Annotated in this window: 14 protein-coding genes; 5 read left to right on the top strand and 9 right to left on the bottom strand. The window is 63.2% G+C overall.

The features are described from left to right. Window positions 1-70 precede the first annotated feature (70 nt). Window positions 71-481, bottom strand: coding sequence for a group III truncated hemoglobin (locus VWY60_RS12445; protein WP_340544577.1), 411 nt, complete (start codon window positions 479-481; stop codon window positions 71-73). 110 nt (window positions 482-591) lie between these two features. Further along, entirely contained in the window at window positions 592-714 is a 123-nt protein-coding gene (locus VWY60_RS12440) for a hypothetical protein (protein WP_416540614.1), read from the bottom strand. A 604-nt stretch (window positions 715-1,318) separates the two neighbouring features. On the opposite strand from VWY60_RS12440, the gene ileS reads away from it, so the two are divergent. Continuing rightward, window positions 1,319-4,249, top strand: coding sequence for an isoleucine--tRNA ligase (gene ileS / locus VWY60_RS12435; protein ID WP_416540803.1), 2,931 nt, complete (start codon window positions 1,319-1,321; stop codon window positions 4,247-4,249). A gap of 243 nt (window positions 4,250-4,492) precedes the next feature. Here ileS and VWY60_RS12430 read toward each other — a convergent pair whose 3' ends face one another. Further along, window positions 4,493-4,828, bottom strand: a complete 336-nt coding sequence (locus VWY60_RS12430) for a hypothetical protein (RefSeq protein WP_416540613.1) — start codon at window positions 4,826-4,828, stop codon at window positions 4,493-4,495. A gap of 262 nt (window positions 4,829-5,090) precedes the next feature. On the opposite strand from VWY60_RS12430, the gene VWY60_RS12425 reads away from it, so the two are divergent. Beyond that, a complete protein-coding gene (locus VWY60_RS12425) occupies window positions 5,091-5,585 on the top strand; it encodes a methylated-DNA--[protein]-cysteine S-methyltransferase (protein WP_416540612.1) in 495 nt (164 codons plus the stop codon). A 60-nt stretch (window positions 5,586-5,645) separates the two neighbouring features. Here VWY60_RS12425 and VWY60_RS12420 read toward each other — a convergent pair whose 3' ends face one another. The 5 genes from VWY60_RS12420 to fsa all read right to left on the bottom strand — a co-directional run bounded on the left by VWY60_RS12420 (window position 5,646) and on the right by fsa (window position 9,477). After that, a complete protein-coding gene (locus VWY60_RS12420; protein ID WP_340544582.1) occupies window positions 5,646-6,341 on the bottom strand; it encodes a CDP-alcohol phosphatidyltransferase family protein in 696 nt (231 codons plus the stop codon). Window positions 6,342-6,510: 169 nt separating this feature from the next. Beyond that, window positions 6,511-6,852, bottom strand: a complete 342-nt coding sequence (locus VWY60_RS12415) for a hypothetical protein (RefSeq protein ID WP_416540611.1) — start codon at window positions 6,850-6,852, stop codon at window positions 6,511-6,513. A gap of 97 nt (window positions 6,853-6,949) precedes the next feature. After that, window positions 6,950-7,885 carry a tyrosine recombinase XerC gene (locus tag VWY60_RS12410; protein ID WP_416540610.1) on the bottom strand — a complete coding sequence of 312 codons (936 nt, stop codon included), beginning with the start codon at window positions 7,883-7,885 and terminating at the stop codon, window positions 6,950-6,952. Beyond that, the gene (locus VWY60_RS12405; protein WP_416540609.1) at window positions 7,882-8,589 is read right to left on the bottom strand and encodes a DUF484 family protein; all 708 of its coding nucleotides are present in this window, start codon (window positions 8,587-8,589) and stop codon (window positions 7,882-7,884) included. Before VWY60_RS12405 ends, VWY60_RS12410 begins: the two co-directional genes overlap by 4 nt. A gap of 234 nt (window positions 8,590-8,823) precedes the next feature. Beyond that, window positions 8,824-9,477 carry a fructose-6-phosphate aldolase gene (fsa, locus tag VWY60_RS12400; protein ID WP_072505527.1) on the bottom strand — a complete coding sequence of 218 codons (654 nt, stop codon included), beginning with the start codon at window positions 9,475-9,477 and terminating at the stop codon, window positions 8,824-8,826. 192 nt (window positions 9,478-9,669) lie between these two features. Between fsa and VWY60_RS12395 the strand changes: the two genes are divergently transcribed. After that, window positions 9,670-11,865 (top strand): primosomal protein N', encoded by a 2,196-nt coding sequence (locus tag VWY60_RS12395; protein ID WP_416540608.1) that lies wholly within the window; start codon window positions 9,670-9,672, stop codon window positions 11,863-11,865. Window positions 11,866-11,993: 128 nt separating this feature from the next. Here VWY60_RS12395 and VWY60_RS12390 read toward each other — a convergent pair whose 3' ends face one another. After that, window positions 11,994-13,058, bottom strand: coding sequence for a YeeE/YedE family protein (locus VWY60_RS12390; protein WP_416540607.1), 1,065 nt, complete (start codon window positions 13,056-13,058; stop codon window positions 11,994-11,996). A gap of 130 nt (window positions 13,059-13,188) precedes the next feature. Between VWY60_RS12390 and VWY60_RS12385 the strand changes: the two genes are divergently transcribed. Both VWY60_RS12385 and VWY60_RS12380 read left to right on the top strand, forming a co-directional pair. Continuing rightward, entirely contained in the window at window positions 13,189-14,424 is a 1,236-nt protein-coding gene (locus tag VWY60_RS12385) for an MFS transporter (protein WP_416540606.1), read from the top strand. Window positions 14,425-14,532: 108 nt separating this feature from the next. Beyond that, window positions 14,533-15,405 carry a 50S ribosomal protein L11 methyltransferase gene (locus VWY60_RS12380; RefSeq protein WP_340544593.1) on the top strand — a complete coding sequence of 291 codons (873 nt, stop codon included), beginning with the start codon at window positions 14,533-14,535 and terminating at the stop codon, window positions 15,403-15,405. Window positions 15,406-15,449 lie beyond the last annotated feature (44 nt).

Here is a 15,449-nt window from a genome sequence, read left to right as displayed (position 1 = left end):
AAGGCTGCCAGGTGGCTCTGGCTCCGCCGGAGCGCCGCCGCAGAGGCGGGAGAGCCGCCGTCCTCCGGGATCAGAACAGCTTCGGTGGCGCATCCTTGGGCTGGCGCATGGCGACGATCCCGGTGCGAAACCCCTCGCCAATCCGATCCGCCAGCGCGCCCCATTGCAGCGCCGTCCGTTCCGGCAGCTCCGCCTGCAACACCTCGTGAAACAGCCCCAGCCAGAGCGGGAAATGCTCCGCCTTCACATCCGGCCTGCTGACATGCACCCGCATCGGATTGCCGCTATAGCATTTCTCCCGCAGGATCGCATTGCGCCAGAACCGGCTGATCTTCTCCTCATGCTCGGGCCAATCCTCGACATGGGCGGCAAACACCGGGCCGAGCACCGCATGGGTCCGCACGCGGGAATAAAACACATCCACCACATGAGCGATCTGCTCTGCGGTGATGTCAAAACGTGCAAGCGCGGTCTGGGTCATGTCAAAAGCCACCTTTCCATCCCGTCGCTACACCAGAGCACGCCGCCGGTACAGCCGCCCGGACACAGGCTGCGACCAATTGTGCGGCGAGTCGGTGTGGCGTATCTCGGTTAAGAGCCGTCGGGCACGTCGTCGTAGGTTTCGCCCCATGCCTCCACCGCGTTCTCGACGGCGTGATCATCCAGAACCTCATCGACCCAATGGCAGGGACGTTCTCCATCGGTGAGCGTCACAGAGCCATTCCCGAAGGTGCGATACGGATCGAAAAAATGTAACGCCGCAGACGAGGAGGACATGCCACCGCATCTCTGCACCGTTCATAGTCGGGTCAAATCTGCCCGACAGCTGCAAAAGCGCGACCAGAGTTTCTAGGAGAAGCAATGCCCAGACGGGCGATAGGGCGAAAGCATAGCCCACAAGAGGGGTGCGGTTCGTCCACGGGCGATGTCGTGAGCGATTGCCCTGCACAGGGATGGCAAGCCATGCCAGCAAAACAAGCGCGGTAAACCCCGCAACAGCGAGAAATGCAGACACTGATACTGCGCGAAGAGAAGCGAAACCGTGATGGGACCAGTTGCTGACATCTGTTCACTGTTCAATGATATTTTGTAGATGCCGCTACCATCGCGCACGGTTATCCGCGTGCCACCGCTATCTGCCGCTTTACCCGCCTGCCGCTCCTGCCTATAAGGCCCTCATGTCCCATGTTGCGGCCATCATTATTCGAATTATATCCCCGGCGCTCTGACCACGTGAGCCGCCGGGCAAAGGTGCTTGAGCCATCGCACCGAACCGAATATTCCAAAATACGACCAGATCATCCAAAGGACGCTGCACATGTGTGCCGACACGCCTCAGACGCCTGAGTACAAAGACACCCTCAATCTGCCCAAAACCGATTTCCCGATGCGCGCGGGCCTGCCCAAGCGTGAGCCGGGCTGGCTGGAGCGTTGGGCGCAGATTGGCGTCTATGACAAACTTCGCGAAAAGGCCGCCGCCGCCAAGGGCACCGATGCCGAGCGCAAGCCCTTCACCCTGCATGACGGCCCCCCTTACGCCAACGGTCACCTGCATATCGGCCACGCGCTGAACAAGACGATCAAGGACATGATCGTCCGCTCGCACCAGATGATGGGCTTTGACGCGCGTTATGTGCCGGGCTGGGATTGCCACGGCCTGCCGATCGAATGGAAGATTGAAGAGCAGTACCGCAAGAAGGGCAAGAACAAGGACGAGGTGAACATCGTCGATTTCCGTCAGGAATGCCGCAAGTTCGCCGAAGGCTGGATTGATATCCAGCGCGAGGAATTCAAACGCCTTGGCATCACCGGCAACTGGGCTGATCCCTATATCACCATGGATTTCCACGCCGAAGCGGTGATCGCGGATGAATTCATGAAGTTCCTGATGAACGGCACGCTCTATCAGGGCTCCAAACCCGTGATGTGGTCGCCGGTTGAGAAAACCGCGCTGGCTGAGGCCGAGATCGAGTATCACGACCATAAATCGCACACCATCTGGGTGCCCTTCGGCTTTGCCAATGCGACCGGCGATCTGGCCGATGCCCGCGTGGTGATCTGGACCACCACCCCCTGGACGATCCCGTCGAACAAGGCCGTCGCCTTCAATCCGAAGGTCGCTTACGGCCTCTATCGTGTGGACGCCACCGAAGAGGAAAGCTGGACCAACCCCGGTGATCTCTATCTCTTTGCAAACGCGCTGGCCGAGGATGCGCTTGGCAAATCCCGCGTCACCGAATTCACCAAGGTCCGCGATGTTGAGGCCTCCGAATTTGCAGGGCTGATCTGTAAACACCCCTTCAATGGCATCGACGGAGCAGATGGCTTCTGGGATTATGACGTGCCGATGATCGACGGCGACCATGTCACCGATGATGCAGGCACCGGCTTTGTCCACACCGCGCCCAGCCATGGTGCGGATGACTATGAGTGTTTCGTGGCGCGCAACTGGATCGACCGGATGACCCACAACGTGGGCGAGGAATCCGAATTCCTGTCGCATGTGCCGTTCTTTGCCGGGCTTCAGATCTTTGACAAGAAGGGCAAGGAAGGCAAGGCCAACACCGCCGTGATCGCCAAGCTGGTCGAGGCCGGCGGCATCATCGCCCGTGGCCGCATCACCCACAGCTACCCGCATTCCTGGCGCTCCAAGGCACCGATCGTGTTCCGCAACACCCCGCAGTGGTTTGCCTCCGTGGACCGCGAGCTGGACGACGGCATGGGCGAGATGGGCGATACCATCCGCACCCGCGCGCTGAATTCCATCGACCAGCTGGTGCACTGGACCCCGCAGACCGGCCGGAACCGCCTCTATTCGATGATCGAAAGCCGCCCGGACTGGGTGCTGTCGCGCCAGCGCGCCTGGGGCGTGCCGCTCACCTGCTTCGTGAAGAAGGACGTGCTGCCGACCGATCCCGATTTCCTCCTGCGCAATGAACAGCTGAACACGCGCATCGTGGCCGCGTTTGAGGAACATGGCGCCGATATCTGGTACACGGATGGCTTCAAGGAGAAGATGCTCGACGGCATCGCGAACCCTGAGGATTACGATCAGGTCTTTGACGTGCTCGACGTCTGGTTCGACAGTGGCTCCACCCACGCCTTTGTGCTGCGCGACCGCGAGGACGGCACCGAGGACGGTATCGCCGACGTCTATATGGAAGGCACCGACCAGCATCGCGGCTGGTTCCACTCTTCCCTCTTGCAGGCCTGCGGCACCAAGGGCCGCGCGCCCTATCGCAACGTGGTCACCCATGGATTCACGCTGGACGAGAAGGGCAACAAGATGTCCAAATCGCTCGGCAACACCATTGTGCCCGAGAAGATCGTCCAGCAGTATGGCGCCGATATCCTGCGTCTCTGGGTGGCACAGACCGACTACACCGCCGACCAGCGGATCGGGGCGGAAATCCTCAAAGGTGTCGCCGACAGCTATCGCCGCCTGCGCAATACCATGCGCTACATGCTCGGCAGCCTTGCGGATTTCTCCGAAGATCAGCGCGTGGATCCGGCCGATATGCCCGAGCTGGAACAATGGGTTCTGCACCGTCTGGCGGAGCTGGATCACAAGGTCCGCACCGGCTATCAGGCCTTTGATTTCCAGGGGGTGTTTTCGGCGGTGTTCAACTTTGCCACCGTGGATCTGTCGGCCTTCTATTTCGATATCCGCAAGGACGCGCTCTACTGCGACGGCGACACGCTGAACGCCCGTGCGGCCCGCACGGTGCTGGATATCCTGTTCCACCGGCTGACCACATGGCTGGCCCCGATCCTGGTCTTCACCATGGAAGAGGTCTGGCTGGAGCGGTTCCCCGGCGATGACAGCTCGCTGCATCTTCAGGATATCCCGACGACCCCGGCCGATTGGCTGAATGAGCCGCTGGCTGCGAAATGGGCCAAGGTCCGTCAGGCCCGCCGCGTCGTTACCGCCGCTCTTGAGGTGCAGCGCGTCGACAAGGTGATCGGCGCCTCACTGGAGGCCGCGCCGGTGGTGCATGTGCGCGACGCCGAGGTTCTGGCGGCGCTGAAATCGGTGAATTTCGCCGATGTCTGCATCACCTCTGATATCGTGCTCAGCGGTGACCCGGCCCCGGCCGAAGCCTTCCGCATGCCCGAGGTGGACGGCGTGTCGGTGGTGTTCGAGAAGGCCGATGGTGATAAGTGCCAGCGCTGCTGGAAAATCCTGCCGGATGTGGGCAACCACAGCCATGCGGGAGTCTGCGGCCGCTGTGATGCGGCGCTTGGCTGAGCCGCGCTAAGACTGGGCGCGGGGGGGTGATGTCCGCCCGTCTCGCCTGTGGTGATCACAGATCCCGTCAGGGATCTGCGCGCCGCCCGCTCCTAGATGGAGCGGGCGGCGCGCTTCTTTTGGACGTCCTCGACAGGGGCCCCTGTCAACAAACGCCGGGGGTTTCTATGAAATCTCTTTGTGCTGCTGTTCCGCAGTCGGCGCGGCGGGGCGTGGCCTGCCGGGGTGAACCTCCCGGATGCCTCAGCCGATCACCCGCTGGGCGGCACGATACTGGTTCTGGGCGATCACCTCGCTGACCGGAAGCGGCCCGGCGTGGTAGCCCGACTGCAGATCCTGCAGTTTCTGTTGAACCACTGAACGCAGATACTGGGTGCCTGCCATCATGCTTGCTCCTTCGCTCGGTCCGGTCAACGCTGCCTGTGTCGATGTGGCTGCCGCTTTCTTGGCGACCGATGCGACACTTTCCAGGCCACCGGTCTGCTCAGCGGGCTGGCCCGCCTGCGCGGCCTGCTGCCCATTCATATGTCCGCTCAGCATACGGTACACGCTGACATTTGATTGACCGGTGATCTGCATGGTGACTGACCTTCTTAACAACTTGAGACCCATCTTTACTAAAATTTGGCGAAATTGCATGCGCTCCTGTGGGTAGCCGACAGCGCTGAAGGCATAGGTTCCTATCCAAAAGGTTAGGATCCTGACGGCCCCGGATCGGGCATTGCCTTGACGGCGGCGGCCATCGCGCAGAGAGTCGGCGGATGGGATCAGCAGCCCCTGGTGCTGTGATCCGGGCGGCCAGCGCCGTTGAGGCATGCCGCCGCAGCAAAAAGGGATCATCGTGACCGGGCAGCTCACTGCAACCGCGACACAGCATATCGCACAGGCCGGTCTCGACACGCCGGTCGGCTGGCTTTGTGTGACCGAGCGGGACGGGGCCATTGTCCGGCTGGACTGGTCAACGGCGCCCGCCGGAGCGTCGGCTTCGGCGCTGACGGAGCGGGCGCTTGCCCAGCTGCGCGCTTATTTTGCCCATGAGCTGACGGAATTCGACCTGCCGCTGGCGGTGGCGGGCAGCGATTTTCAGCGCCGGGTCTGTGCTGCCATGTCGGCGATTCCTCTGGGAGGGACCCGCACCTATGGTGAAATCGCGCGGGAGCTTGGCGCCGCCGCGCAGCCGGTGGGCAATGCCTGCGGAGCCAATCCGATCCCGGTGATCATCCCCTGCCACCGGGTTCTGGGCGCGGGCGGACTGGGCGGGTTCTCCGGTGCAGGCGGTGTGGAAACAAAGGTGGCCCTGCTGCGCCACGAAGGCGCGGCCGGCCTGCTGATCTGACCACCGCGGCCATTTTTTGCAAACATCGCAGGGCGGCATGCCCCCGTCAGCGGCTGAGGCTCAGGCCTCGCGCTCCGGCACGATCTGCTGCGCGATACCGACAAAGATCAGATAGATCGACGTCAGCACCAGCCCCCAATGTGCCCAGCTCTGCGGGTGGAAATCCACCCAGGCGGCCCAGCCGGCAAAGAAGGTCCAGGCCAGCGCCACCGGCAGCGACACCTTGCGCCAGCGTTCGGTGCGGACCGGGTGAATGAACTTCAGCGGCAGGAACATGGCAATCGCCAGGAGGGTGACCAGAACCAGGCTGGTCCAATGGCTCGGCTCCAGCGCAAAGATGACCAGCACCAGCATGTTCCAGCATCCCGGAAAACCGGAAAAGGAGTTGTCCTTGGTCTTCATCCGGGTGTCGGCAAAATACAAGGCACTGGCAAAGGTGATCACGATCAGCGCCATCCAGCCGGTCCAGCCTGCCATCAGGCCGGATTTGAACAGGGCAAAGGCCGGAATGAACACATAGGTGAGATAGTCGATGATCAGATCGAGCAGCACGCCGTCAAACTCCGGCGCATAGCGTTTCACCTCATAGTGGCGGGCCAGCGGCCCATCAATACCATCCACGGCAAAGGCCACGACGAGCCAGACAAACATCAGGCTCCACTTGGCATCAGCCGCAGCCAGCATGGCGAGGATTGCAAACACCGCACCGGTGGCGGTGAGCAGGTGAACGGAGAGGGCGCGAAACTGAGGTGTCATCTGCCCCTGATGGCGAATTTCCCGTTATCTCGCAAGTGGTCAATGGGAAAACGCTGCATCCATAGGCGGAAATTCAGGCCTTTGGTGTCCTCGGTGCCACCTGCTGCCACGGATCGGTTCGGCGTCCATCGCTGGCTGGCGTCCTGCTGTCGCGGCACCGCAATTGGCGTCACTCGTGGTCCGGGTTTTCCATCAGTGCCTTGCGAAACAGCGTCTCGGTCAGATTGCGGCTGTCCACCAGCTGCGGGTAGGCACTGGCCTCCGATGGTCCGGGGCTGGCGACATATTCGCCACGGGCGGCTTTCCCGGCGCGGTAGGCGGCCCATTCCTGATCGGAGATCTGGCGGTCGCCATCGCTGTCCAGATCCGCCAGCAGCTGTTCATAGAACTGGCTGAAATCCACATCACCGATATCGGAGGTCGTGGCATGGGCGGCACTGCGGTTTGCGGGATTATACGGCGCGCCAAGCGGTGCGCTTTCGGAGGTATGGCTTTGGGATACGATACTCATCACTGGGGATCCTTCTGGATTTGACGCCAGTAATTTCTCCCATGGCCGTTACCGCGGGGTTAAGGCCGCTTACGCAGATGCACCTTTTGCGCAGGTCTTACGCTTTGGGGTGGGCCCGGTTGTAGACATCCATCAAATGTGCCGTATCTACGGCCGTATAGGCCTGTGTTGTCGACAGCGAGGCATGGCCCAGCAGTTCCTGAATCGCACGCAGATCGCCACCGGCCTCCAGCAGATGGGTGGCAAAGCTGTGGCGCAGCGCATGTGGCGTGGCACTGGCAGGCAGACCCAGCTGCGCGCGGGCCTTTGCCATGGCGCTGCGGATGATACGTGCGTTCAGCGCGCCGCCGCGTACCCCGCGAAACAGCGGTCCCGCGCGCTCCTGCGGATGCGGGCAAAGTCGCAGATAGCGATCCACCGCATCCCGCGCCACGGGCAATACCGGCACGATCCGCTCCTTGCCGCCCTTGCCGGTGATCCGCAGCACCGCAGGCAGCGGCGCGTCTGCACCTGTCAGACCCAGCGCCTCCGAAATCCGCAGCCCGCAGCCATAAAGCAGCGTCACCACCGCCACATCGCGGGCGGCGACCCAATCGGTGGTGGATTGATGTTCCACGGTCTCGATCACCGCGCGGGCGGCCTCCTGCGCCAGCGGGCGGGGCAGTTTCTTCTGGAATTTCGGACTGCGGGCGGACAGCACGGCGGTCGGTTCAAACCCCTGCCGTTCAGCCAGCCAGGTGTAGAAACTCTTGACCGCCGAGAGCTTGCGCGCCAGTGACCGTGCCCCGGTCCCGGTGGCGCGGGTGGCCGCCATCCAGGCGCGCATGTCGCCGGTGGAAATCTCCGCCAGCGCCCCCAGCCCCTGCGGGCCACCAAAATGCTGTGTCATGAAGGCGAGGAATTCGACCACATCGCCGCGATAGGCGGTGATGGTATTCGCCGCCGCCCCCTGTAGCGCCGCCAGACCGGCCAGCCAGTGTTCCAGCGCATCGCGGCAGGCCGGGGAGATCAGCGTTGTGGCTGGTGTCGTCACGACAACCAGTGGCGCATCGACCGTTCAAAGACGCCGGCAAAAAATGCCAGCAGATCGGTGCCATGCTGCGGGGTGAACTGATGCGGGTCCTCGGCTCCCAGCACCAGCAGGCCGGGCAGGCGGCCTGCGCCCAGTTCCAGTTTCAGACAGGCCTCCGAGCGGATGAACTCGGCCTTTGCCCCATGGGTGCGGGGATTGCCGGATTGCATCTGGCGCAGCGTGACCTGACGGTCCGGCCCGCTCCGCTGCGGGTTGATATACTGTTCGACAAACCCCGGCTCGACCACTTTCAGAACCTGATCCATGCGCTGCACGGCGGCATCCTGTTCCGGCTGCGGCGATTCCAGCACCAGGGTGATCGAAGCCACCCGCAGGATTTCCGCCAGCTCACCGCCAAGATTGCCGAGGTAGCTTTCAAAATCCGTCGGATCCAGCAGGCGCAGGACGGCACGATGGATCTGATTGGTCCCGGCAAGGTTCTCATAAGCCGCCGCAATCACCGACCGATGGGTGTCCTCCAGCCGGTCCAGCCGGGCCTCCATCCGCTCCATCGCAATGCCGCGCAGGTCCACGATATTGGACCCCATCGCGCGCTCATTGGCGCTGACCAGCGCGCTCATCACGCTTTGGTCCTCCAACAGGGCGTCGGGTTTGGCCAGGATCGCCTGGCGCAGGGTGTCTTCCAGTTCTGCCGTCGTGCTCATGATCTGCTCTTTTTTGACCTCTGATGGGTTTTGCCGGTGTTATAACACGGGTTTCACGCAGGGGTGGCAAAATTTTGGACACCCTCTGCAAAACCCTGCCGATGGAACGCCTCAGATACCGGACGCCCTGCGATCGCCCGCACAGGCCAGCGGCACAAAGAAAAAGGGGCCGCCCGTCAGGCCGCCCCTTGCTGTCTCTAACGTGTCGTGGCCGTCTATCGACGGTCCCCGGCCTTACAGGATCTTGATGTTCGCAGCCTTGATATCGGCGAGGAAGGCATCCAGACCCTTGTCGGTCAGCGGATGGTTGATCATGCCCTTGATCACGGCGGGCGGTGCGGTGATCACATCGGCGCCGATGCGCGCGCTTTCCAGCACGTGGTTGGCGCTGCGGATGGAGGCCGCAAGGATCTCGGTCTCAAAGCCGTAGTTGTCATAGATGGTGCGGATATCCGCGATCAGATCCATGCCATCGAGGTTGATATCGTCCAGACGGCCGATGAAGGGCGAGATGAAGGTCGCGCCAGCTTTGGCCGCCAGCAGCGCCTGATTGGCCGAGAAGCACAGGGTCACATTCACCATATGGCCATCGTCGGTCAGGGTTTTGCAGGCCTTCAGACCGTCCCAGGTCAGCGGCACTTTCACAGCGATGTTTTCGGCGATCTCAACCAGCTTGCGGCCTTCGGCGATCATGGTCTCGGCATCTGTTGCGGTCACCTCGGCAGAGACCGGACCATCGACCAGATCACAGATTTCCTTGGTCACTTCGATGATGTCACGACCGGATTTCTTGATCAGCGAGGGGTTGGTGGTCACACCATCCACCATGCCGAGATCATTCAGCTCGGCAATGGCGTCGATTTCAGCGGTGTCTACGAAGAATTTCATCGGCTAGGGTCCTCTGGATGGGTTGGCCTTGATTGCGCTAGCCTTTACCTGATGGGGCGGGCTTTAAAAACCCCCCGTAACGCCCGGATCGAGCTGAGCAGCAGGCCCGGGCTCAGGCACCAAGGCCGGGGCAGAACCAGCAGGGCGGGGAAACACCCGGCCCCGGCGGATGGGCAGAAGAGGCAGAAACGCGTGCAGGAGCAGGCATTTTTTCACCAAGGCGACCGGGTTGGCGTCCTGACGACACAGCCGCTGGACCGCGTCCTTGACTATCGCGCGCCCGAGGGCGGCTGCCATCTCGGCGCCTATGTCGAGGTGCCGCTCGGCCCGCGCCGTGTGCTCGGGGTGATCTGGGGGCCGGGGGCGGGCGATTTCGATTCGGCCAAGCTGCGCCCGGTGAACAGGGTGCTGGATGTGGCCCCGATGCGCGATGAAATGCGCCAGTTCCTCGCCAAATCCGCCGATTACACGCTGACGCCGCTGCCGGCGATGCTGCGGCTTGCGACCCGCGCACCGGGCCTCTCGGATCCCGTTTCCATGCGCAAGGTGCTGCGCCCCACCGGCCAGATGCCCGACCGCATGACCGATGCCCGCGAACGGGTGCTCTCTGCGGTGGCGGAATACGGCGGCCTGGCCTTCACGGCGAAGGAACTCGCGGATCTTGCCGGGGTCACAACCTCGGTGGTCAAGGGGCTGGTGAAACAGGGCGCCCTGCGCGAAGAGGACGCGCCGCGTGATCTGCCCTATCCGCGCCTCGACCCGGACCTGCCCGGCAAGACCCTGACCGACGATCAGGCCGCCGCCGCCGCCACACTTGGCGAGGGGGTCGCCAGTGGCCGCTACGGCACCACGCTGCTGAAGGGCGTCACCGGCTCCGGCAAGACCGAGGTCTATCTGGAGGCGGTCGCCGCAACCTTGCGCGCAGGGCGCCAGGCGCTGGTGCTCTTGCCGGAAATCGCCCTGACGGCAGAATTCCTGAAACGGGTCGAGCAGCGCTTTGGTGCGACGCCCGCCGAATGGCACTCGGGCGCGACGATGACCGAACGTCGCCGGGTCTGGCGCATGGTCGGGCAGGGCAAGGCGCAGCTGGTGATCGGCGCGCGCTCGGCGCTGTTTCTGCCCTATCAGAACCTCGGCCTCATCATTGTGGATGAGGAACATGACACCTCTTACAAACAGGACGAAGGGGTCTGTTATAATGCCCGCGACATGGCGGTGCTGCGCGCGGCCATGTGTTCGGCGCAGGTGGTGCTCGCGTCGGCCACGCCCTCGCTGGAGACCTGGGCCAATGCCGAGGCAGGCAAATACAGCCGTCTGGATCTCGCAGCACGATTTGGGTCAGCCGTCCTGCCAGAGATGCGCGCGATCGACATGAGGGCGGAAAAACTGCCCGCCTCGACCTGGATCTCACCAACACTGAAACAGGCAATGACAGCCCGCATGGAACGCGGCGAACAATCGCTCCTGTTCCTCAACCGCCGTGGCTTTGCGCCGGTCACCATCTGCCGTGCCTGCGGCGGCCATGTGACCTGCGACCACTGCGATTCCCGCATGGTTGAACACCGTTTCATGAAGCGGCTGATGTGCCACCAATGCGGCGAGACCAAACCCGTACCGGACGCCTGCCCGACCTGCCAGGTCGAGGGCAAGATGGCCCCCGTCGGCCCCGGTATCGAACGGCTGGGCGAAGAAACCGCCGCGCTGTTCCCAGAGGCCCGGATCGCGGTCCTGTCCTCCGATCTCTTTGCCTCCGCCCGCGCCCTGAAGCAACGGATCGAGAAGATCGCCGCAGGTGAGGCCGATATCATCCTCGGCACCCAACTGGTGGCCAAGGGGCATAACTTCCCGCTGCTCACACTGGTTGGCGTGATTGACGCGGATCTTGGCCTGCAAGGGTCGGATCTGCGCGCGGCGGAGCGAACGTTCCAGCTGATGCGGCAGGTCGCAGGGCGGGCCGGGCGCGCCGACAGGCCGGGCGAGGCGCTGATGCAGACCTTCCAGCCCGAACACCCGGTCATCCGCGCGATCCTCTCCGGCGATGAGGAAGCCTTCTGGAAGGCCGAAGCCGCCGAACGTCACGCCGCAGGCGTACCGCCTTATGGGCGGATGGCGGGCATCATCCTGTCGGGGCCGGATCTGCCTGCGGTGATGGATCTTGGCCTGACACTGGCGCGCAATGACATGCCACTGCGCCAAATCGGTGCGCAGGTTTTTGGTCCGGCACCGGCGCCCATAGCGCGGATCCGTGGCCGCCACCGGGTGCGCCTGCTTGTGAAGGCCGACAAGGGGACGCCGCTCCAGGATGCAATCGCCCGCTGGATTGGTCCGATACGTCTCAAGGCGGATCTGCGTCTCTCCGTCGATATCGACCCGCAGAATTTCTTCTGAGGAATCCGATGGGGGCGCTGCCCCCGGCCTGCGGCCTCCCCCGGGATATTTCCGGCCAGAAGATATCTGCGGCTTGTCATCTTCTGGCGTCAAATATCCCGGAGCGCGAGGCAGCGCCTCGCATGTGGTCAGGCCAGCGCCGACATCCGCCGCTGATCGGTCAGCACATCGGTCAGCACCGCCCCGACCCACATGGAAAACAGCGCAAGCCAGGCGGTGCCCGCAAAGATCGATCCGCCGGTGACACCCGCACCGATGGCGCAGCCACCCGCCAACATGCCGCCAAAGCCCATCAGGGCCGCGCCAATCATCGCCCGGCGCATCGTGGCAGCGTCGTCAAACGCCTGCAGGCGCATCTCTCCACCAACGGCAGCCGCCAGCATCGCGCCGCCAAAGACCCCTGCAACCAGCCCGATATCGAACTCCAGAACCGAGGCGCGATCGAGGAAAAACATCAGCATCCGTGCCGAGGGGCCGGTGAAGGTCGCGCTTTCGATCTGCACCGGATCAAAGGCCACCTGTGCCAGCGCCGAGGTCAGCGCCCAGCCAAGCGCCACCGCAAAGCCGACGCCAGATGCAAAGATCAGCCGACCCGCGCCGATGCGGTTCTGTGCGGACAAACCCAGCGCAAGGAGTGCCGTTAGCAGGCCAATGACCAGCCCGGACCACTCCGGCAGACCTGCTGCGGTCAGCAAATCCAGATTGCGCCCGCCGGAGGTGATCCGGAGCCCGGCCAGATAATCCCTCAGGGGCGCCAGATGCCCGGAAAGGCTCATCTGGGCGGTCACGGCAAAGATCAGCCCCGACACCACCGAGCGCAGGTTTCCGCTCGCGGCCAGCACCAGCAGCCGACCCGAACAGCCCCGCGCCAGCACCATGCCGATGCCAAAGGTCAGCCCGCCGATGATGGCGCCGGACCAGCTGCCCGGCACCGCCATCATCCGCGCCTCATCGGTATCGATCCAGCCCAGCAGCCGACCGGCCTGCACCCAGACCAGCGCGGTCGAAAACGTCAGCAGCCAGACCGCTACCCGGTCTCCCATCCGGCCCCGGGCAAATTCCACGGTGGCGGCCCGCAGGCAGAACCGTGAGCGCTGCGCCGCCACGCCAAAGATGCCACCGGTCAAAGCCCCGAGCAGGGCCGCCGCGCCGGGTTCGCCAACCCATTCGACAAATCCGATAAATCCGTCCACCCGCAGCCACCTTTCATGAAATTCCGCTTTGTGAATATGATTTCCGATACCCTTGTGCATTGATGCAGATCAGATGTGCGGGCGGCTTTTTTTCTCGCCAGCGGCGGCCGATCGGCGTAGAGCCGTGGGCATGTTCAAACCTGTCCCCACCGAAGCTGCGGCGTCCCTGCCGCTCTGGCGCCGCCCCACGACCTTGCTGTTTGTGATGGCGCTGACCATGCCGATTGCCTTCAACACCTGGAGCGCGCTGCTCAACAACTTTGTGATCGAGGCCGCGAATTTCGACGGGGCTGACATCGGCCTGCTGCATACGGTGCGCGAGATTCCGGGGTTTCTCGCCATCGGGGTGATCGCGGTGATCCTGTTTGTGCGCGAACAGGTGCTGGGGCTGGTCTCGTTGATGATGCTGGGGCTGGCGACCGCCGTCACGGCGTGGTTTCCCAGCCTTGGCGGGCTGCTGACCATCACGCTGCTCAGCTCGATCGGGTTTCATTACTATGAGACGGTGAATCAGTCGCTACAGTTGCAATGGCTGCCCAAGCTGCGGGCGCCACAGATCCTGGGCTGGCTGGTGGCGGCGGGATCCGCGGCAACGCTGGTGGTCTACAGCCTGATTGCCCTGCTGTGGGAGCCGCTGGGCCTGACCTATAATATCGTCTTCCTGCTGGCGGGGGGCACCACCACTGCGATGGCGCTGTTCTGCCTGCTGGCCTATCCGCAGTTCGACGCGCCGCATCCGCAGACCAAACGCCTGATCCTGCGCCGCCGCTACTGGCTCTACTATGCGTTGCAGTTCATGGCCGGGGCGCGGCGGCAGATCTTTGTGGTTTTTGCCGGCTTCATGATGGTGGAGAAATTCGGCTTTGCCGTGCATGAGCTGACCAGCCTCTATCTGATCAACCTGGTGGTCAATATGATTGCGGCACCGCTGCTGGGGCGCGCTGTCGCCCGCTTCGGCGAGCGCCGCACGCTGATTTTTGAATACACCGGGCTGGCGCTGGTCTTTGCCGCCTATGGCGGGCTCTACTGGTTCAGCTGGGGCGTGGTTCTGGCGGGGGTGCTTTACGTTGTAGACCATATCCTGTTTGGGCTGGCGCTGGCGCTGAAGACCTATTTCCAGAAGATCGCCGACCCGTCAGATATTGCGCCAACCGCTGCGGTGGCCTTTACCATCAACCATATCGCCGCGGTGGTGCTGCCGGTGACGCTGGGGTTGCTCTGGGTGGTGTCTCCTGCTGCGGTCTTTGCGCTGGCGGCTGGGATGGCGATGGTCTCGCTGATGCTGTCGCTGCTGATCCCGCGCCATCCCGAACCCGGCAATGAGACGATCTTTGCCAAGTGGCAGGGCACCGCCCCGGCAGAATGACACGCGCGGCCCGCGCCCCAGTCCCAAAGCGGGGCGGGCAGGGTCACGGCTCTTGACCTGCGCCGCCGACGGGCCTAGGCGCTGTGCAACCATTGCCCGGAGACTGCCATGCCCACCTTTACCGCCCTCACCACCCTGACTGGAAAAGCCCCCGCCGAAGCGCTTGGCGAGGCGATGGAGCGCCTGATCCCGGAACCCACCGGTCTGGGCGTGTTCGAGGTCGAGGACGGCTCCGGCCTGTGGGAGGTCGGCGGCTATTTCACCGAGACCCCGGATGAGGCCGGTCTGGCGCTGCTGGCGACCATGTTCGATGCCCAGCCTTTTGTGATCTCTGAACTGCCCGAGACCGATTGGGTCGCCCATGTGCGGCGTGAACTGGCGCCGGTGGAAGCGGGCCGTTTCTTCGTCTACGGCAGCCATGATGCCGACAAGCTGCCCGCTGATCGCATTCCGCTTCTGATTGAGGCGGCGATGGCCTTCGGCACTGGCCATCACGGCACCACCCTGGGCTGCCTGAAGGCGCTGGACAAGCTGATCGACGACGGTTTCGTCGCCGGGAAAGTGGCCGATATCGGCTGTGGCACGGCGGTGCTGGCGATGGCTGCGGCGCGCGTCTGGGATGGGCAGATCCTGGCCAGTGACATTGATCAGGTCGCCGTGGACGTTGCCGAGGCCAATCTGAAGGCCAATGACATGGAAGGCCGTGTGCAATGTCTGGAAGCCGCCGGTTTCGACGCCCCGGCACTGGCCGAGGCGGCCCCTTACGATCTCATCTTCGCCAATATCCTGAAAGGCCCTCTGGTTGCATTGGCCCCGGATGTGGCCGGCCATCTGCGCGACGGTGGCTATGCGATTCTCTCCGGTTTGCTGAACGAACAGGCCGATGAGGTGCAGGGCGTTTATGCACAGAACGGCATCAATCTTGTGGAACGCACCGAGATTGGTGACTGGACGACGCTGCTTTTGCAGAAAAAGGGCTGAATCGTTCAAGTTTGTTGAGCATTTTAATGACCCGCCCCAAAATG

Source organism: Phaeobacter sp. JH20_26 (assembly GCF_048056275.1).
GTDB lineage: Bacteria > Pseudomonadota > Alphaproteobacteria > Rhodobacterales > Rhodobacteraceae > Phaeobacter > Phaeobacter bryozoorum.
This window is presented reverse-complemented; position numbering and strand designations above follow the sequence as displayed.

Coding starts and splice junctions, on each gene's coding strand:
- VWY60_RS12385 (WP_416540606.1), top strand. CDS start 13,189: ATGTTCAAACCTGTCCCCACCGAAGCTGCGGCGTCCCTGCCGCTCTGG.
- VWY60_RS12430 (WP_416540613.1), bottom strand. CDS start 4,828: ATGCAGATCACCGGTCAATCAAATGTCAGCGTGTACCGTATGCTGAGC.
- ileS (WP_416540803.1), top strand. CDS start 1,319: ATGTGTGCCGACACGCCTCAGACGCCTGAGTACAAAGACACCCTCAAT.
- VWY60_RS12405 (WP_416540609.1), bottom strand. CDS start 8,589: ATGAGCACGACGGCAGAACTGGAAGACACCCTGCGCCAGGCGATCCTG.
- VWY60_RS12380 (WP_340544593.1), top strand. CDS start 14,533: ATGCCCACCTTTACCGCCCTCACCACCCTGACTGGAAAAGCCCCCGCC.
- VWY60_RS12445 (WP_340544577.1), bottom strand. CDS start 481: ATGACCCAGACCGCGCTTGCACGTTTTGACATCACCGCAGAGCAGATC.
- VWY60_RS12415 (WP_416540611.1), bottom strand. CDS start 6,852: ATGAGTATCGTATCCCAAAGCCATACCTCCGAAAGCGCACCGCTTGGC.
- VWY60_RS12420 (WP_340544582.1), bottom strand. CDS start 6,341: ATGACACCTCAGTTTCGCGCCCTCTCCGTTCACCTGCTCACCGCCACC.
- fsa (WP_072505527.1), bottom strand. CDS start 9,477: ATGAAATTCTTCGTAGACACCGCTGAAATCGACGCCATTGCCGAGCTG.